Origin of the sequence: Streptomyces sp. SID5469, from assembly GCF_009862865.1 — a bacterium.
GTDB lineage: Bacteria > Actinomycetota > Actinomycetes > Streptomycetales > Streptomycetaceae > Streptomyces > Streptomyces avermitilis.
Map to the genome: position 1 here is coordinate 8990234 of NZ_WWIN01000001.1, position 18808 is coordinate 9009041.

An 18808-nucleotide genomic window follows, 5' to 3' on the forward strand; every position below is an offset into this window, starting at 1 on the left:
AGTGTGTTGCCCGTAGAAGCGGTTCTTCGTGAAGTGACTGGTAATGATCAGCTGGTTTCGAGTCCGACACCGGAGATCCGGATCGTCCGGGTGCCGTGGCGGCAGCTCCAGACCGCTGCTGCGCCATCCTGGCCCGCGGGCTGCATCCGCAGCAGGACCAGATCACGCAGCACCGGATGCTTGCCCCAGCCCGGCGGCGCCGGGTGTCCCTCGGCGCCGCGCAGCCAGGCGCCCGGCACCGGCGCCATGTGTGCCATCACCTGCCGCAACTCGGCATGAAGCAGACCGTTTTGGTTTCCTGTGGGCAAGGGGAGGGTGCCGCCCTCATCAAGGGTGAGGGTGTTGTCCTGCTGCTCGTACAGGCACAGAACGCGCCCGCTGTCAGCCCCCAGCCGAGTGGTCAGCAGTTCCTCGGTGACCCCTGCCTCCCGGCGGCTGAGCCGCTGCAGGTCACCGGCCACGTCGGCGGGCGCGCAGATGGCAACCATGTCGGCCAGGTGCGCCTCGGCCGCCTCGTCCGCCTGCCGCGCGGAGTCCATCCGCGCCAGTTCCCGCTGTACGGCCCCCTCGAGTCGGTCCACGAAGTCCTCCGCGTACACGGCATCGATAAGCTCCTGCACGTCCCCCGGGACCGCGATCCCGGACGCGGCCCGCTCGCGCAGCAGGTGCGCTGTGCGCTGCAGCAGCCCGGCGTCGTACACGCTTCCCCAGGTGCGCGGCACCTGGGTGGCCCCGCTCTCGCCGACCGGTTCCAGGACGACCAGGCGCGGCGCGTCCTCCGGCAGCGCCCAGGGCGGGCGCCCAGAAGCGCCGCGCGCGTGGCGGCGTCCCCGGCCGGCCCGCTGCAGCAGCTGGGCCAGCGGCGCAAGATCCGTGACAATCAGGTCGAAGTCGAGGTCGAGCGACTGCTCCACGACCTGGGTAGCGACCAGGACGGATGCCGGCCGGGGCAGAGCGACATCCTGCGGCGAGCGGGGTTTGCCGTAGGCCCTTTCGCACGCGGACGTGATGTGCTGCCGGGTGTTGGCCGGGTAGCGCGAGTGCAGCAGCCGCAACCCGCCTTCACCGGTGCTGAGTTCCGGGAACGCGGCGCGCAGGTCACGGAAGGTCTGCTGGGCTTCGGCCACCGTGGTGCAGCAAACCAGCGCGGTCCCGCTCTGCGCGACGACGGGCTCAAGTGCCTCGCGCAGGGCCTGGCGGCGACCTCCGGCGCATACGGGACTGCCGGCAGCGGGCGCCGTGTCCCAGACGACAGGCAGCATCCGCACGTCCAGGGTGCGACGGCGCTCACTGTCCGTCTCCCGTGGCACGCAGACTTCGCCGGTCGCGGCGCCGGTGAACATCCAGCCCGGGTAGCACGGTTCGACGGCGGACGGTTCGAGGAATCCGGCCCCGCGGCGGTAGGCATCCACCAAAGACGAGGCTGTGCGGCCGGACAGGGTTGCGGACAGCAGGACCACCGGGGCACCGAACGCGCCGAGCCACTCCAGGAGCCGGGACAGCAGCTGATGCATCCACGGCCCGTAGGCATGCGCCTCGTCGACCACGAGCACCTTGTCGGACAGCCCGAACAGCCGCAGCGCGTTGTGCGTGAGCGGCAGCACGGCGCTCAGCGCCTGATCAATGGTCCCCGCCCCCAACGGGGCCAGCAGCCCACGCCGATGTCCGCGCAGCCACACCCCGGCCTCGGTCACGGTGGCCGGGTCCGCGCTCACGTCGCCCGCTGCCGGCGGCGGGCCGGCGGACTGCCCGGCCCCTGCGTAAGCGGGGCTGAGCCAGGCCATGGAATGCAGCAACGTCAAGGCCCGCTCACCGCTCAGGGCACGCTCCGTGAAGGCGCTCACCCGCGGATACATGGCGTCGGCGGTGGCCATGGTCGGAAGCGCAAAAAACAGCCCCCGAGCCCCAGCCGCATGACCCAACACCGACGCCGCGTACAGGGCCGCCTCGGTCTTTCCGTCACCCGTCGGCGCCGTGACCAGCAGCAGTCCCGGCCCCTTCTCCTCGACCATCCGCGGCAGACGGGCGACAAGGTCGGCCTGGAGAGCGTTGGGTGCGAACGAGAACATCTCCTCGAACCCTTCAGCGTCGAACCGCGCCCGCCCCAGCTGGGCTCCCGCCACCAGCCCCGGAGCCGCCTTCTGCGTACGCTCCCAGTGCATATCGACCTCTTCCGGCGTCGCACGCCACCCCTTCGGCGGCAGCAGCGGGATGATCGCCTCCTCCTGGCTGGCCAGCCAGTCCGCGACGACCACCAGCCCGGCGACGATCACCGCCAGCTCGGCCGGTAGCCCCCGCTCCGGCACCGCCCACCCCCCGGTGACGCGCCGCAACTCCCCGAAATGCGCCCGGCGTTGCACCGCCCAGCCGTCCCCGCCCAGCCCGGGCTGATAGGCACTGGCGTGCGCCACTTCTTTGGCTTTGAGGACCACGCCGAAACATCCGTGATGGCCACCGAGCAATTGCGCCACCTGATGACTCACCGCAGACCGCATCACCCGGCCGCCACCGGGATACCCCGCTTCGCCGAGCAACTGCACCAGCGCCCAGTGGGTGGCCATCTCATGACGAAACGCACGCTCCCGTTCCGCCCCCGGAGCGAACACATAGGCCGGATCGTTCCGTACGGCCGCGAACGCCTCCGGAACCTGGGCCTGAAACGGAGGAGTGATCTTCCCCAGATCGTGCAACCCCGCCCAGAACGCCAGCACCCGCCGAGCCTCGGCCACCGTCAGCCCCAGCGCCCGTGCGACCTTCTCACGCATTTGATCACTCAGCAGCACATCCCACAGGGCACCGAACACTCCCGCGGTGTCCAGCAGATGGCAGAGCACTGGGTACGGGCGCGGAAGACCATGCTCCTTGCCCCAAAACCGGGTGTCGACCGGGACATGTCCCGGCGAGACGGACTCACGCTTCATCATGACAGCCATGCATAACAGCCCCCACTGACAACGCATCCTCACCTGCACGGATACCAGAACAGATCCCAAGCAGGGCCGTAGAATCCAAGCCGTGGAACCTCAGCCGACGCGCGGGCAGACCAATTCAAGGCGAGTCCATTCGGATACCGTAAAGAACTCGCAAAGCACCTGAAGGAGGCCAGGTCAGGAAGGGTGCTCTCCGCGCGAGCGGAGGTGAACCGACACGGCTGTTGAGCCGGACGGCGCCGAGACCGTGCTCTCCGCGCGAGCGGAGGTGAACCGGCCCGATCGAGGGCGGTGTGAGCATGAGTATCGTGCTCTCCGCGCGAGCGGAGGTGAACCGACGTCGTGGGACTGGTTGGCCGCCGCGTTGAAGTGCTCTCCGCGCGAGCGGAGGTGAACCGCAGGTCGCCAGCCGCTGCCCGGTGTCGCAGTCGTGCTCTCCGCGCGAGCGGAGGTGAACCGCCCCATGATGATTTGGCCAGGCACCCGAACCAGTGCTCTCCGCGCGAGCGGAGGTGAACCCCACTAACTCAAGACGCAATGATCACAATCGGAGTGCTCTCCGCGCGAGCGGAGGTGAACCGGCGATGATGCCGGCGTCGACGGCGATGGGGAAGTGCTCTCCGCGCGAGCGGAGGTGAACCGTCGTTGAAGCTCATGCCGGTGCGCTTCTCCAGGTGCTCTCCGCGCGAGCGGAGGTGAACCGCCGCCCGCGCCGCACTCATCCCCGACCAGGCGGTGCTCTCCGCGCGAGCGGAGGTGAACCGCCCGTGAGCAGCCGACGTTCGGTGACCGGGGGGTGCTCTCCGCGCGAGCGGAGGTGAACCGCCGTCGATGAGCGCCTAGCCTTGCTGGAACGAGTGCTCTCCGCGCGAGCGGAGGTGAACCGTCCATGCAGCACCGCGGCGACCGCCACCCCCCGTGCTCTCCGCGCGAGCGGAGGTGAACCGTTGGGGCAGTAGGTCAGCGAGGATGCCGAGCCGTGCTCTCCGCGCGAGCGGAGGTGAACCGGAGAACTACGACGAGATGGCCAAGAAGACCGTGTGCTCTCCGCGCGAGCGGAGGTGAACCGAACGACACGGCCGCCTTCAGCCCGCCCCAGACGTGCTCTCCGCGCGAGCGGAGGTGAACCGCCGCCCGCACCACTGACGTGCGACGAGTGCGGGTGCTCTCCGCGCGAGCGGAGGTGAACCGGCGCGCGGGTCCAACGTCCAGGTCGTCCTCACGTGCTCTCCGCGCGAGCGGAGGTGAACCGTCCACCACGCGCTCCAGGAAGCTGGTCCCCTCGTGCTCTCCGCGCGAGCGGAGGTGAACCTGGGTGTTCGTCGGCATCCCGGTGCTCGTCGTCGTGCTCTCCGCGCGAGCGGAGGTGAACCGCTCGGCAAGTCCGGCGCCGACGCCCTCTACGAGTGCTCTCCGCGCGAGCGGAGGTGAACCGCGCAGCGTCGGGTGCTGCCGCTTCATCAGGACGTGCTCTCCGCGCGAGCGGAGGTGAACCGCAAGCGCGGTGTACACGATGTGGGGGTGGATCGTGCTCTCCGCGCGAGCGGAGGTGAACCGGTCCGCGCGGACCCGGGCGTCGGTGTCGACGCGTGCTCTCCGCGCGAGCGGAGGTGAACCGCAGTTCGGCAGCCTCCTCGGCGACATCTTCGGGTGCTCTCCGCGCGAGCGGAGGTGAACCGTGTGACGCCTGCCCCATCGCCAACGCGACGCCGTGCTCTCCGCGCGAGCGGAGGTGAACCTTCTTCGCCCCGGCCGTCCCCGCCGCCGCCTTCGTGCTCTCCGCGCGAGCGGAGGTGAACCGGCCCGCACCTGCAGACGTACGTCCAGTCCAACGTGCTCTCCGCGCGAGCGGAGGTGAACCGTCCTGGGACGCCCTCAAGGTCCCGAACGTCTGGTGCTCTCCGCGCGAGCGGAGGTGAACCGGTGGGGGAGGCTGCGGAGGCGCAGACCACGTTGTGCTCTCCGCGCGAGCGGAGGTGAACCGTACGCGTGGGGCGGCATCCTGGTGCGCACCTCGTGCTCTCCGCGCGAGCGGAGGTGAACCGGCTGCCATCGAGTCATCCCCTGCGACCCCGGGGTTCTCTCCGCGCGAGCGGAGGTGAACCGGTTTCGTACCCGAGGGCCGGGCCGATGATGGTGTGCTCTCCGCGCGAGCGGAGGTGAACCGGACATGATCGCAGCCCGATTCCTGCGGCAGGAGTGCTCTCCGCGCGAGCGGAGGTGAACCGTCCACGGACGGCAACTGATCCCCGGCATGAACGTGCTCTCCGCGCGAGCGGAGGTGAACCGGTCAACCGCGCGTTCGGCCGCAGCCGGCTGGTGTGCTCTCCGCGCGAGCGGAGGTGAACCGCCTGACCGGCTGGCGTTCCAGGCGACGTCGACGTGCTCTCCGCGCGAGCGGAGGTGAACCGTACGCCATCGCCTGGCGTAACGCGCTCCTCACGTGCTCTCCGCGCGAGCGGAGGTGAACCGACCGTCACGTTCGACACGCGGGTCGGGTTGTAGTGCTCTCCGCGTGAACGGAGGTGAACCGGACATCCACGGCAACCCGCTGAAGCTGACCCGGTGCTCTCCGCGCGAGCGGAGGTGAACCGAAAACCGGGCGCGCCGTGCAACCTGACGGCCCGTGCTCTCCGCGCGAGCGGAGGTGAACCGATCAGCAGCATCGCCAAGGCCATCGTGGCGGGGTGCTCTCCGCGCGAGCGGAGGTGAACCGGAGCCGGAGGCCCGGCAGACCGCCGTCGCCGAGTGCTCTCCGCGCGAGCGGAGGTGAACCGTCCGCCCGAAGAAGGACCGCAGTACCGCCCCGTAGTGCTCTCCGCGCGAGCGGAGGTGAACCGGCCCTCAACAGGCCGTCAACCGAGCACGCCAAGTGCTCTCCGCGCGAGCGGAGGTGAACCGACGGACAAGGGCATCACCGTCCTTTTCACCTCGTGCTCTCCGCGCGAGCGGAGGTGAACCGGAGACCCTTGCGAAGACCAGGCGTGCCAGTGCGTGCTCTCCGCGCGAGCGGAGGTGAACCGTCGCGGTGCCGCCACAGCGACGGTCGGGCGCCGTGCTCTCCGCGTGAGCGGAGGTGAACCGCTGATGCTCGACATCGCGAAGGGCATGCAGGCGTGCTCTCCGCGCGAGCGGAGGTGAACCGGCCGAGAACGAGCGGCTGAAGGCGGCGAAGCCGTGCTCTCCGCGCGAGCGGAGGTGAACCGGCCATGGAGTAGCCCTGCTTGAAGGCGTCGTAGTGCTCTCCGCGCGAGCGGAGGTGAACCGTCGGACACCGAGGTCAGCGCGTGGCTGCTGTCGTGCTCTCCGCGCGAGCGGAGGTGAACCGCCACCGGGGACGTAGCCGACGTCCGCCGCCCCGTGCTCTCCGCGTGAGCGGAGGTGAACCGTCGGAGCTGGCCAGGGAGCTGACCACCCGGGTGTGCTCTCCGTGCGAGCGGAGGTGAACCGCTTCCAGGTCAGCGGGAACTGGCCAAGGCTGAGTGCTCTCCGCACGAGCGGTGGTGAACCGAAGCCGGAGACCGAGCAGCAGGACCAGCCTCAGTGCTCTCCGCGCCAGCGGAGGTGAACCGTACTGGATCTTCCCCGTCCGTGACGAGCACGGGGTGCTCCCCGCGCGAGCGGAGGTGAACCGCCATGGTGATCTACCACAGCGAACTTGCGGGCGTGCTCTCCGCGCGAGCGGAGGTGAACCGGTCCGCCTCGACGGTCTGCACCGGGCGAAGATGTGTTCTCCGCGCGAGCGGAGGTGAACCGTACCCGGTTCAGTGAAGGTCAGCTGGGGCCGTGTGCTCTCCGCGCGAGCGGAGGCGAACCGACGAAGACGCTTGTCGGCGACGCTTGAAATGTGGCTCAGTCAAGATTTCCGTGAAGCCGATCGTGCGCCTGTGCGCCGGTGACGCTCCGTCACAGGCCGCGTGATACTCGCCGAGTGTGGGGAGCTGCTGAAGACCATGTTTCCGCACCTCGAAGGGGTGCTGGTGGAAGAAGTGAGCCCCGAGGGTGGGGTGTTGCACATTGTGGCAAGAACCGTGGAGTCGGTTCCGGTGCCGTGCCCGGACTGCGCAACGCCCTCGGTGCGACGGCACAGCGGATACCAGCGCCGTCTCGCCGACGGTGCGGTCGGCGGCCGTCAGGTGTCCATCGAGCTGACCGTCCGCCGCCTGTTCTGCGACGACCAGAGATGTGCACGGGTGACCTTTGCCGAGCAGGTCGACGGGCTGACCGTGCGGTATGGGCGTCGGACGCCGCAGCTGCGGTGCTTGTTGAGCGCGATCGCGGTGGCCCTGGCCGGCCGGGCCGGAGAGCGCCTCGCGGCCCGGCTGCCGGTGCCTGTCAGCCGCACTACCCTGCTGGCCCTGGTCATGGCCCTGCCCGATCCGTACGCCGAGACGCCCCGGGTGCTAGGGGTCGATGAGTTCGCCACCCGCAAAGGCCACAAGTACGGCACCGTGCTGGTCGACTGCGAGACCCATGCTCCCATCGACCTGCTGCCCGACCGGGAGTCGGCGACGTTCGCAGCGTGGCTGACCGACCACCCCGGAGTGGAGATCATCTGCCGTGACCGGGGCGGCGCCTTCGCAGACGGTGCCCGCACCGGGGCCCCAGATGCCGTCCAGGTCGCAGATCTCTGGCACCTCTGGCACAACCTCGCCGAGACCGTGAAGTCCCTGGTCAGCAAGCACAGTTCCTGCCTTCGTGAACCCGCCCTCGCCTCGGAGTCACCCCCTGAAGTCCTGCACCCGCCGCTCTCCCACGCAGGCCGGCTGGCCGAGCGGGCCCGGCGGCACCACGCCGCCGTGCACGATCTCCTCGGCCAGGGCCTCACCATCCGGGCCGTCGCCCGCCGCCTGGAGCTGTCCCGCAACACCGTCCGCCGCTATGCCCGCGCCGTCACCTGGGAGGAACTGGCCACCGGCCGCTGGCAGAACCTCCCCAGCACTCTGGACCCCTACAAGTCCTATCTGCACCAGCGGTGGCACGAGGGCCACACCAGCGGTGCCAAGCTCCACGCCGAACTCCGTGAGCGCGGCTTCACGGGGTCCTACTCCGTCGTCCGCGACTACCTCCGGCGCTTCCGCCGAACGTCGGGCGACCGTCCGCCCCCAGCGCGGCCGCCCGGGGTCCGCAAGGTGACCGGCTGGATCACCCGGAACCCCGACCGCATGAACGACGACGACCAGCAGAAACTCAAGGCCATCCTGGCCCGCTGCCCCGAACTCGAAGCGGCCACCGGACATGTCCGGTCCTTCGCCGCGATGATGGCCATCCGCAGCGCGAGCCGACTGCCCGAATGGATCGCCACCGCCCGCGCCGACGAGCACCACGGCCTGCGCGGCTTCGCCGATGGCCTGCTGGCCGACCTCGACGCCGTCATCCTCGGACTGAGCACGGAATGGAGCTCGGGCTGCGTCGAGGGCAGAGTCACGGACATCAAGCTGCTCAAGCGGCAGATGGCAGGCCGAGCCGGACTCCCCCTGCTCCGCAAGCGCGTCCTTCTCGTCGCCGCCGACCGCCGACAACACAGAGTTACGAACCAGACGGCTCACTGATCGGCTTCACGGAAATCTTGACTGAGCCTGAAATGTGAGCCGATTCCGGCGGGTGAAAAATGACCCCCCGCTGCGTCAGTTGATGTTGGTCATTCCCCGGTGTTGGCGGCGGGAACCCGTCCGAGGTCGCGGCCGCGCATGCGATAGCTGTCGCCCTTCAGCGAGATGACCTCGGCATGATGGACGAGTCGGTCGATCATCGCGGCGGCGACGGTGTCGTCGCCGAAGACCTCGCCCCAGCGCCCGAAGGGCTTGTTGCTGGTCACGATCACCGAGGCACGTTCGTAGCGGCCCGAGATGAACTGGAAGAACAGGTTCGCGGCCTCGGGCTCGAAAGGGATGTAACCCACTTCGTCGACCACGATCAGCGGAATCCGTCCCAGCCGGGTCAACTCGTCGCTCAGACGCCCTGCTTGATGGGCCTCGGCGAGACGGGCGACCCACTGGGCGGCGGTGCCGAAGGCGACCCGGTGGCCGGCCTGGCAGGCCCGGATGCCCAGGCCAGTGGCGAGGTGGGTCTTGCCGGTGCCGGGTGGCCCCAGGAAGATCACATTCTCCTTTCCGGCGACGAAGTCCAGCGTCCCAAGATGGGCAATGACCTCGCGTTTCACGGACCGCTGGTGGTCGAAGTCGAAGTCCTCCAGCGACTTGCGAGAGGGAAAACGGGCCGCCCGGATGCGTCCCTCGGCGCCGTGGGAGTCGCGGGCGGCGACCTCCCTCTGCAGGCATGCGGCCAGATACTCCTCGTGGCTCCAGCCCTCGTCGCGAGCCCGCTCGGCGAGCCTGGCAGCAGCGTCCCGCAGGGCCGGGGCCTTCAACGCCTTGGTCAGATAGATCAGTTCGGAGCCGACGTCGCGGCTGGTCCTGGCCTGGTTCGTGCCGTTCTTCGTGCTCATCACGCTGCCCCTTCACCCGTGCTCAGCCCGCCGTCGATGACGCCGAAGATCCGGTCGTAGGTGTCCAGCGACCGTTCCTCGACCTCTGTCACGTCCACTGGCGCCGGTTTCGTGCCGGCGGCCGCCTTGCGGGCGACCGCGGCAGCGGCCGCGTGGTCCGGGTCGGTGATGGTCTGGTGGCGGGCCCAGCTGCGGGCATGGCGGGCGACCTCGACGCCGTCGCAGGTCACCAGGACCTGGTCCAGGCCGGCGGCGACCTCGATGCGGCGGCCGACGGCCAGCGGGTGAACTGAGTAGTCGCAGGTGTCCAGGCGGACGTAGTGGTCCCGGGGCAGTCGCAGAGATGCCTTCCACCAGCCCGGCGGGGCGATCGGCGGCAGGGCCAGCATCCGGGACCGGTCCGCTTCCAGCCGGTCCGCCGGGCGGGCCTGCAAGGTGCGGTGGATGCGCCGGTTCGCCCTGGTCAGCCAGTCTGCGAGCTGGATGTTGAAGTCGGCCGGCGAGGTGAACACCCGGCCGGGAAGGAACGACGTCTCGAGATAGCCGTTGGCCCGCTCGACCAGGCCCTTGGACTCAGGATCCCGTGGCTTGCAGAGCAGGAACTTGATGCCGAGCAGTCCGGCGAACGCAGCAAATTCGTCTGTGAGTTGGGGTCCGCCGGACCGCCAGGAGCCGACGGCTCCCTCGTTGTCCCAGACCAGCACCCGGGGGACGGCGCCCAGCTCTGTCAGCAGCCGCCAGTGCCCGGCGATCAGGTCGGCCGCAGACCTGGAAGGCAGCATTCGGGCGGTGATCCACCGCGAGTAGCCCGCGACCATGACCAGCACCGGCGGCCGCCCGACCTGACCGAAGCCGAGCGGGATGTCTGCCGGCGGGAACCACAGGTCGCACTGGCCGATCTCGCCCGGCTCATAGACCGTCCGCGAGGCCGGATCCGCAGGCCGATAGGCCGGCCGCAGGTCCCTGACCCGGTCCTTGAGCACCGTCAGACCCCGGTCCCAGCCGATCCGTTCCGCGATCACCGTCGCCGGCATCTCAGGCCATTGCTCGAGCAGTTCACGAATCTGCGGCTCGACCGCGTCCACGATCGAGCCTTTCGGCGCCCGCTGATACTTCGGCGGCGCGTCGTCCGCGATCGCCCTGCGGACAGTGTTCCTCGCGATCCCCAGCTTCCTCGCGATCGCCCGAACCGGCATCTGCTCGGCCCGGTGAAGCCGACGGATCTCCGCCCAGTCCTCCACGCTGATCACCACTCCTCCCGGCCTGACTCAACGAGCCAGACCCTTGGAGGGGGTCAACTTTCAAGCGCCGCCCCTGGTCCACTTTTCAGGCTCAGTCAAGATTTCCGTGAAGCCGATCAGTGAGCCGTCTGGTTCGTAACTCTGTGTTGTCGGCGGTCGGCGGCGACGAGAAGGACGCGCTTGCGGAGCAGGGGGAGTCCGGCTCGGCCTGCCATCTGCCGCTTGAGCAGCTTGATGTCCGTGACTCTGCCCTCGACGCAGCCCGAGCTCCATTCCGTGCTCAGTCCGAGGATGACGGCGTCGAGGTCGGCCAGCAGGCCATCGGCGAAGCCGCGCAGGCCGTGGTGCTCGTCGGCGCGGGCGGTGGCGATCCATTCGGGCAGTCGGCTCGCGCTGCGGATGGCCATCATCGCGGCGAAGGACCGGACATGTCCGGTGGCCGCTTCGAGTTCGGGGCAGCGGGCCAGGATGGCCTTGAGTTTCTGCTGGTCGTCGTCGTTCATGCGGTCGGGGTTCCGGGTGATCCAGCCGGTCACCTTGCGGACCCCGGGCGGCCGCGCTGGGGGCGGACGGTCGCCCGACGTTCGGCGGAAGCGCCGGAGGTAGTCGCGGACGACGGAGTAGGACCCCGTGAAGCCGCGCTCACGGAGTTCGGCGTGGAGCTTGGCACCGCTGGTGTGGCCCTCGTGCCACCGCTGGTGCAGATAGGACTTGTAGGGGTCCAGAGTGCTGGGGAGGTTCTGCCAGCGGCCGGTGGCCAGTTCCTCCCAGGTGACGGCGCGGGCATAGCGGCGGACGGTGTTGCGGGACAGCTCCAGGCGGCGGGCGACGGCCCGGATGGTGAGGCCCTGGCCGAGGAGATCGTGCACGGCGGCGTGGTGCCGCCGGGCCCGCTCGGCCAGCCGGCCTGCGTGGGAGAGCGGCGGGTGCAGGACTTCAGGGGGTGACTCCGAGGCGAGGGCGGGTTCACGAAGGCAGGAACTGTGCTTGCTGACCAGGGACTTCACGGTCTCGGCGAGGTTGTGCCAGAGGTGCCAGAGATCTGCGACCTGGACGGCATCTGGGGCCCCGGTGCGGGCACCGTCTGCGAAGGCGCCGCCCCGGTCACGGCAGATGATCTCCACTCCGGGGTGGTCGGTCAGCCACGCTGCGAACGTCGCCGACTCCCGGTCGGGCAGCAGGTCGATGGGAGCATGGGTCTCGCAGTCGACCAGCACGGTGCCGTACTTGTGGCCTTTGCGGGTGGCGAACTCATCGACCCCTAGCACCCGGGGCGTCTCGGCGTACGGATCGGGCAGGGCCATGACCAGGGCCAGCAGGGTAGTGCGGCTGACAGGCACCGGCAGCCGGGCCGCGAGGCGCTCTCCGGCCCGGCCGGCCAGGGCCACCGCGATCGCGCTCAACAAGCACCGCAGCTGCGGCGTCCGACGCCCATACCGCACGGTCAGCCCGTCGACCTGCTCGGCAAAGGTCACCCGTGCACATCTCTGGTCGTCGCAGAACAGGCGGCGGACGGTCAGCTCGATGGACACCTGACGGCCGCCGACCGCACCGTCGGCGAGACGGCGCTGGTATCCGCTGTGCCGTCGCACCGAGGGCGTTGCGCAGTCCGGGCACGGCACCGGAACCGACTCCACGGTTCTTGCCACAATGTGCAACACCCCACCCTCGGGGCTCACTTCTTCCACCAGCACCCCTTCGAGGTGCGGAAACATGGTCTTCAGCAGCTCCCCACACTCGGCGAGTATCACGCGGCCTGTGACGGAGCGTCACCGGCGCACAGGCGCACGATCGGCTTCACGGAAATCTTGACTGAGCCACTTTTCAGCCGTCGCCGACAGACGCTGGCACTCGGGACTGAGACGGGGTGCTCTCCGCGCGAGCGGAGGTGAACCGGACGCCGACCGAACCGTCATGCTGACCGTGGAGTGCTCTCCGCGCGAGCGGAGGTGAACCGGCCACCGTGGATATCAAGCTGGCCGAGCGGAAGTGCTCTCCGCGCGAGCGGAGGTGAACCGTGGCGCCAGCCGATGGCCGTGCGCTCACCGTCGTGCTCTCCGCGCGAGCGGAGGTGAACCGGACGGGGACACGCTTCGCGTGATGCTGGACCAGTGCTCTCCGCGCGAGCGGAGGTGAACCGGCGGACAACGAGGTGCGGGACGGGATCCGGTCGTGCTCTCCGCGCGAGCGGAGATGAACCGACCGGCCAGGAAGCAGAGGGTGATGACATTCGGTTCGGTCCTCGCCACCATGGCCGTGCTCGCGGTGGCCGCCGCACCGAACCTGTACGCGACCAGCACAACGAGCCACGCCGCCTTGGCCCAGGCGTAGGGCGTCTCGAAGACGACCATGGGCCGCGCGATCCGGCGCGAGAACTGGAAGCACGTGGACTGATCCGCTCATGGCCAAGTCGTCTTTCGTGGGCGCTGGTAGTCCACGGAGTACACCCGGGACGGACGCGAGAGCCGGCCTGGGTTGACGGTGGTCAGGAACAGGTCGGCCAGGGGCAGGCCGGTGAGGCCGGAGCTGTAGAGCAGGGTTGGGTCCGGCATCTCCATCTCGACGCCCTGAGGTCGGACGGCACCTGCGGGAACTGCGCGAGGACGTGCGCCGGGCGGGCGGGGCGCGTGCGGCGGCCGACGCGGTGGAGCGTCTGCTGACGCGCCGGCAGGCCGGGGAGGCTCAGCCGCTGGGCGGAGTCCAGGATCCTCCCACGGCCTGACGCCGGGTGATCCACCGTACGGGGAGAGTATTCGGCATGACGATTACACCGAAGCAACGGGCAGCCCTGACAGACGCCGTCAGGGGCGGCACCGAAAGTCTTTTCCGGCGGGCTGCCACGGCCGCTTTCTTATGGGCCCTCGTGTTCACGGCTTTTCATTTCTACTGGTTCGCGGGAGGTCGCTTCGGTCTCGGCGACGGCCCGAAAATGATTCCGGAGACGGGAACCACTAAGGATCTCATCTGGGCTTTCGTGATCACCTCGATGTTCGTGGTCGGAATTTTCCTTCCGGTGGCTCTGACGCGTCCGTGGGGGCGCCGGATTCCGCGCTGGATCACCGTTTGCTGTCTGTGGATCGGTTCGGCGTTGCTCGTGGTGCGGGGAGGCGCGGGACTGCTCGACACCGCGCTGCGTGAGACGGGTCTGGCGGATCGGGGACTGACGGGCCTGACGTACCAGCAGATCACCGGGGACGCGCATCCCTCGCTGAACACGAAGGTGTCGGGCATCTGCATCGACGCCTACTTCATCCTGGGCGGCCTGCTGTACGGACGTACGGTGCTGCTGCACCGGCGCCTGGTCCGCGGCGCCGACGAGGGATGACCCACCGGCTCCCGGCGCCCTAAGACGGTGTCCTATGTGGTGATCGCTCGTTGGTCTGTTCATGGGGCGGGGTACGTGGAGTTGGATTGTTCCGGACGGGCTGTGGGAGATCGCCAAGCCGTTGATCCCACCGTCGAAGGTGCGGCCGCAGGGCGGCGGCACGCAGGACACGCCTGATGAGACGCTGTTTGCGGCGATCATCTACGTGCTGGTGAGTGGGTGCGCCTGGCGGGCTCTGCCACCGTGCTTCGGCATATCGAAGTCGACGGCCCACCGCCGGTTCCTGATCTGGTCCAGGGCCGGGGTCTGGGGCCGGCTGCACGAAGCGGTCCTGCACCGACTCGACGACGCCGGTCTCATCGATGTCTCCCGCGTCGTCCTCGACTCCGCGCACGTGAGGGCTAAAAAGGGGGCGAACACACAGGTCCGAGCCCCGTGGACCGAGGTAAGCCGGGTTCCAAGATGCACGTCCTGTCGGACGCGAACGGACTGCCCCTGGTCGTCGGCGTCTCCGCCGCCAACGTCCACGACAGCGAGGGCCTGAAGCCGATGGTGGCCGGTCACCAAACGAGACACGACCCCCACCGCGGCCGCTGCTTCAAGCCCCAGCGCCTCCATGCGGACAAGGCGTACGACATTCCTCACCTGCGGAAATGGTTACGCGGCAAGCGCATCGGCGTGCGCATCGCCCGCAAAGGCATCGAGTCCAGCGAACGGTTGGGCCGCCGCCGTTGGGTCATCGAGCGGACCATCTCCTGGCTGTCCGGCTACCGCCGAATCAGCCCCCGCTACGAACGCAATCCCCGGAACTACCTGGCCTTTCTCGGCCTCGCCGCTGCACTGTGCTGCTACAAGCGACTGGTCCGCCTCACCACATAGGACACCGTCTAAGAGCTCGTAACACGATCTTGGCGAGGAGCTTCGGACTGGCTCGGTATGTCTGCTCTCACTGGCGGCCTGATCGTCTCTGGGTGATGCGGCGTGTGCTTCCGGTACGGTCGCGGCATGACTGGCGTGTTCGACGTGGCCCAGGCTCTAGACGGCGGAATCACCGACATGGAGCGGGCGTGGGCATTCGTCCGCGGCTTCGCCGCTGCTTGGGACGAGCCGTTGACCGAGGACGACGGCACGCCTGCATCGGAACTGGCGCGGGCCGAGGCGACGCTCGGCTGCTCCCTGCCGGCCGTGCTGCGCGAGTTCTACACGCTCCTGGGTACGCGGTCCGGCCTGCTCGCCAACCAGGATCCGCTGCTGCCGCCCGCCGAGATGTTCGTGCATGACGAGTGCGGCGGTGTCCTTGTCTTCCGCAGCGAAAACCAGGGCTGCGCCTTCTGGGGCGTGCGCCTGCGCGACCTTGATCAGGACGATCCGCCGGTGCTCGTCCAGGCGCGGCACGGCTGGGTGCCGTTCTTGGACCGGGTGTCTCTGGCCTGCGTCGAGCTTGTACTGAGCGAGGCACTGTTCGGCGGTGGCGGTCAGCTGTACAACGCGTGCGAGCTGCCGGCGGACCTGCTTGGGGCGGTGCCCGCACGCTTCCAGCGGGTCGCGCTGCCCGACTATCCGATGTGGACGGGTCCGGAGGACTTTCCAGTGCGTTGGTTCTCCGCCCCGGGACAGTTGCTACGCCAGGACGGCTTGGGCGCCCACAGCTGGCTGCACGTTCGGGGCCGGACCCGGGCCGACCTGGAGGCGATCTGCGAGACCGTTCCCGGACGGTGGGCCCTGGGATACACCGAGTCACTGGACGCCGAGCCGCTGCCCTTCTGAACCGTCATGATTCGGGCCTGTTGAGACGTCGCCAGCAGATGAGGCTGCAGGCCAGGGATACGAAGGCGTCGTGGAGTTCGGTGCGTCGTTCCCAGCGGACGGCGAGTCTTTTGAAGTGGTGGAGCAGGGCGAAGGTCTGCTCGACGACGTAGCGGAGCTTGCCCAGGCCCTGGATGTTCGGGGCCCCCTTGCGGGAGATGACCGGCAGGATCCGGCGTTTGCGCAGCTCGTCGCGGTTGGCAATTGGAGTCTTAGCCCTTGTCGCCGAGCAGGGCCTCGGGTCGTTTGCGGGGACGGCCGGGGCGGCCCGCGACGGGCGGGATGCCGTCGACCAGGGCGAGGGTCTGGGTGACGTCGTTGACGTTTGCCGCGGTCGTGATGACCTTGAGCGGAGTGCCGCGTCCGTCGCAGATCAAGTGGTGTTTGCTGCCCGTCTTCCGCCGGTCGACCGGCGACGGACCAGTCTCGGAGCCCCCTTTTTCGCGCGGATGTGAGAGCCGTCCACGCAGGCCCTCGACCAGTCGAGGCGGCCGGCCGCGTTCAGTTCGGCCAGCAGGATCCGGTGTAGCTGGTCGAAGACCCCTGCCTGCTGCCAACGTTCCAGGCGTCGCCAGCAGGTCTGCCCGGAACCGAACCCCAGCTCCAGCGGCAGGAGTTGCCAGGCTATGTCGTTGTAGAGGACGTACAGGATGCCCTGCAAGCAGTGTCGGTCAGCCACCGGCCGTGGCCCTGGTGACTTCTCGGGCCAGGGTGGCAGCAGCGGCTCGATCAGTGCCCACAAGTCGTCGTCCACGATCCACGGCCGAGTACTCACAGCATCACGAACGGCCGAATCGTCACACCGGTCACGCCCGACCAGGACATCTCACCAAGATCCTGTTACGAGCTCTATGGGACTGTCGGACGTGGCAATCAACGACATTGATTACCTGGATCTCGACTACTAATTCCGGAGCCCTTTATGGCGAGCATCAGTTACTGTGATGAGCCGAAGCGCGATAGTTGTCACATAGGCGGGATGTTGTCACCGCCCGCGGGGGCTGTGCACATCGTGCCCGGCTTCAAGCACAGCTCGCCGGTGGCCTCGTCGACACTGAAATACGTGTCGCACACACAAGCGCGCGCCAAAGGGCTCACCCCATCAGGACGATGCGAGCCCGGCCCAAAACCAGTGGCTATCAGTGAGCGTTTTCAGCGGGGCCACTGATCGTGTGACGGCAATGAGGCTTTTCCAACCTGGTTGCGTGGCACGTCGGTTGGCTGAGGGCGGCGTTGAGGAAAAGGTGAAGCTCCTGGTAGATGGGTTGTCGACCAAGATCAACCTGCCCGCCCGGAGCTTCACATGCTTGTCTACCCATCGGGGATCGATCTGTCCACCTCGACCCTGCGCTACCTGTCCGACCTGCTGAGAGCCCGGCGGCGTGAGCGCGGCACGCGCTGGCGCCGCCTGACCACGGACCGACAGGCTCTGCTCGCGCTGGCCCATCTGCGCTGCGGGCACACGTACGCCCAGCTCGCGGCCGGCTTCGGGATCGGGCTGGCCACCGTCTACCGGTACATCGTCGAGGCGGTTGAGGTCCTGGCCGCCCTTGCCCCCACCCTCCAGCAGGCCATGACTTTCGCCGCCAACAAGGCATTCGTGATCCTGGACGGCACCCTGCTGCACATCGACCGCATTGCCGCCGACCGCCCCTACTACTCTGGCAAGCACAAGCGCCACGGTATGAACGTCCAGGTCATCGCCGACGCGTTCGGACGCCTGCTCTGGGCCTCACCTGCCCTGCCAGGTGCCGTCCACGACATCAAGGCCGCACGCATCCACGGCATCATCGAAGCGCTCACCCAAGCTGGCATCCGGACGTGGGCCGACAAGGGATATCAGGGAGCTCAGGGGACGATCCGGGTGCCTTACCGGGGCCGCTGGAGCACGCTCCCAGCCGGGAAGCGGGCGGTGAACTCCTCCCACGCCAAGATCCGAGCCGTCGGAGAGCAGGCCAACGCCACCCTGAAGAGCTGGCGGCTCCTGCGCAAACTCCGTTGCAGCACCACCCGCATCACCGACATCGTCAAGGCCGTCCTGGCCTTGCACCTCGCCACGGCAGCCTGAGATCGCTGCGGCCGGAGGCGTGGACAAGGACAGCGCCACCATCAACGACAGCAAGGGAGACCGCTCACCATGACAGACGTCAGAGTCACCTACGACAAGACCGTCAACGCAGCGTACGTATACCTCACCGAACCGCAGGCTCGCGTGAAGTCCGCGCGCATGTATCCCTGCGATCCAGTGGACGTCGACGGCATGATCAACCTCGACTTCGACGAGCAGGGCCGCCTCATCGGCATCGAGGTATTGGCGGCTAGTTCGAAACTGCCCGAGTACCTGCTCCAGTCCGCGGAGCGACTTGACACCGAAGGTGCATGACCAGCCGAGCACCACGCTCGCGGCGAACAGGTTGGAAGAAGCTCACTGACTGACACTCCCACCGGAAGGAGATCACCACATGTCCGTCTCCACGGCCACTCGGCGCACGTACCGTGGCGGTACGACCTGCCGCCGGGAGGACTCAGCTGATGAGCGCGCAGCCCGACCACGCACCCGTCACGCCCTACGCCCCCCCCGGGGCTCCGGCCGAACTCCTCGCCCAGCTGCGCGCCGACCGGCGCGCCGCACAGTGGGTGCCGGTCTTCGAGCGGGAGTGGGCGGCGGCGCTGGAAGAGTCCCGCCGGACGTTCTCCCTCGCCGGGCTGTACGAGGTCGTCCAGGTCTGGCAGGCCCGCGTCGTCTCCGCCCCAGCGGTCGACGAGTTCCTCGCCTCCGGCCGTGACGAGACCGGGGTCGTGGACCTGGAGGAGATCCGGAGCAGGCGCCGGTGAGAGGTCGGCCGTACGCGGTCCGGCTGTCGCCGCCCGCCGCGAAGGTACTCGCCGCACTGCCCGAGCACGCGGAGCAGATGGTCTGGGACGTCCTGGACGCCGCGGCCGGGAACCCGTGGGGCTTCCCGCAGTGGGACCCCGGCGACCCCGAGGGCGAGGACGTGCGCATCGCGTCCGTCGGCCAGCTGTCCGTCATCTTCTTCGCGAACCACGCACTCGGGCA

General features: G+C 68.6%; 12 protein-coding genes, 1 pseudogene and 2 CRISPR repeat arrays. Of the genes and pseudogenes, 7 read left to right on the forward strand and 6 right to left on the reverse strand.

The features are described 5' to 3' along the window. Window positions 1-47: 47 nt before the first annotated feature. On the reverse strand, window positions 48-2924 hold the full coding sequence (locus GTY58_RS39135; RefSeq protein ID WP_037652954.1) for a CRISPR-associated endonuclease Cas3'': 2877 nt from the start codon (window positions 2922-2924) through the stop codon (window positions 48-50). 192 nt (window positions 2925-3116) lie between these two features. Beyond that, window positions 3117-6747: direct repeats of the CRISPR family, unit length 29 nt; unit sequence GTGCTCTCCGCGCGAGCGGAGGTGAACCG. 136 nt (window positions 6748-6883) lie between these two features. Here GTY58_RS39135 and GTY58_RS39140 point away from each other — a divergent pair. After that, entirely contained in the window at window positions 6884-8482 is a 1599-nt protein-coding gene (locus tag GTY58_RS39140; protein WP_042494152.1) for an ISL3 family transposase, read from the forward strand. Window positions 8483-8571: 89 nt separating this feature from the next. Here the strand turns inward: GTY58_RS39140 and istB are convergent, their stop codons facing one another. From istB to GTY58_RS39160, 4 genes are all read right to left on the reverse strand, one after another. Continuing rightward, window positions 8572-9378 (reverse strand): IS21-like element helper ATPase IstB, encoded by an 807-nt coding sequence (istB, locus tag GTY58_RS39145; RefSeq protein ID WP_037653202.1) that lies wholly within the window; start codon window positions 9376-9378, stop codon window positions 8572-8574. Continuing rightward, window positions 9378-10628, reverse strand: a complete 1251-nt coding sequence (gene istA, locus GTY58_RS39150) for an IS21 family transposase (RefSeq protein WP_037653204.1) — start codon at window positions 10626-10628, stop codon at window positions 9378-9380. The genes istB and istA overlap by 1 nt, the downstream gene beginning before the upstream one ends. 107 nt (window positions 10629-10735) lie before the next feature. Beyond that, window positions 10736-12334 carry an ISL3 family transposase gene (locus GTY58_RS39155; protein ID WP_042494152.1) on the reverse strand — a complete coding sequence of 533 codons (1599 nt, stop codon included), beginning with the start codon at window positions 12332-12334 and terminating at the stop codon, window positions 10736-10738. Window positions 12335-12486: 152 nt separating this feature from the next. Continuing rightward, window positions 12487-12820: a CRISPR direct-repeat array (repeat unit 29 nt; unit sequence GTGCTCTCCGCGCGAGCGGAGGTGAACCG). A 198-nt stretch (window positions 12821-13018) separates the two neighbouring features. Next, window positions 13019-13171 (reverse strand): hypothetical protein, encoded by a 153-nt coding sequence (locus GTY58_RS39160; protein WP_174514631.1) that lies wholly within the window; start codon window positions 13169-13171, stop codon window positions 13019-13021. A gap of 206 nt (window positions 13172-13377) precedes the next feature. On the opposite strand from GTY58_RS39160, the gene GTY58_RS39165 reads away from it, so the two are divergent. From GTY58_RS39165 to GTY58_RS39175, 3 genes are all read left to right on the forward strand, one after another. Continuing rightward, window positions 13378-13944: a DUF3995 domain-containing protein gene (locus tag GTY58_RS39165; RefSeq protein WP_078936597.1), complete on the forward strand. Its 567-nt coding sequence runs from the start codon at window positions 13378-13380 to the stop codon at window positions 13942-13944. A 61-nt stretch (window positions 13945-14005) separates the two neighbouring features. Then, window positions 14006-14823 (forward strand): IS5 family transposase gene (locus GTY58_RS39170; protein WP_107277520.1). Its coding sequence is split into 2 segments (ribosomal slippage): window positions 14006-14348 and window positions 14348-14823, totalling 819 coding nucleotides; the frame shifts between segments, so codons are not numbered across the junction. Window positions 14824-14949: 126 nt separating this feature from the next. Then, window positions 14950-15711, forward strand: coding sequence for an SMI1/KNR4 family protein (locus GTY58_RS39175; protein ID WP_037653110.1), 762 nt, complete (start codon window positions 14950-14952; stop codon window positions 15709-15711). 4 nt (window positions 15712-15715) lie between these two features. Here the strand turns inward: GTY58_RS39175 and GTY58_RS39180 are convergent. Beyond that, window positions 15716-16525 (reverse strand): annotated as a pseudogene (locus GTY58_RS39180) (IS5 family transposase). A gap of 528 nt (window positions 16526-17053) precedes the next feature. Between GTY58_RS39180 and GTY58_RS39185 the strand changes: the two are divergent. The 3 genes from GTY58_RS39185 (at window position 17054) to GTY58_RS39195 (ending at window position 18585) form a co-directional block, all read left to right on the forward strand. Further along, window positions 17054-17818 carry an IS5-like element ISSav6 family transposase gene (locus GTY58_RS39185; protein ID WP_010988951.1) on the forward strand — a complete coding sequence of 255 codons (765 nt, stop codon included), beginning with the start codon at window positions 17054-17056 and terminating at the stop codon, window positions 17816-17818. 69 nt (window positions 17819-17887) lie between these two features. Further along, window positions 17888-18133, forward strand: a complete 246-nt coding sequence (locus GTY58_RS39190; RefSeq protein ID WP_010988952.1) for a DUF2283 domain-containing protein — start codon at window positions 17888-17890, stop codon at window positions 18131-18133. Window positions 18134-18282: 149 nt separating this feature from the next. Further along, window positions 18283-18585: a DUF6247 family protein gene (locus GTY58_RS39195; RefSeq protein ID WP_037653107.1), complete on the forward strand. Its 303-nt coding sequence runs from the start codon at window positions 18283-18285 to the stop codon at window positions 18583-18585. Window positions 18586-18808: the final 223 nt, after the last annotated feature.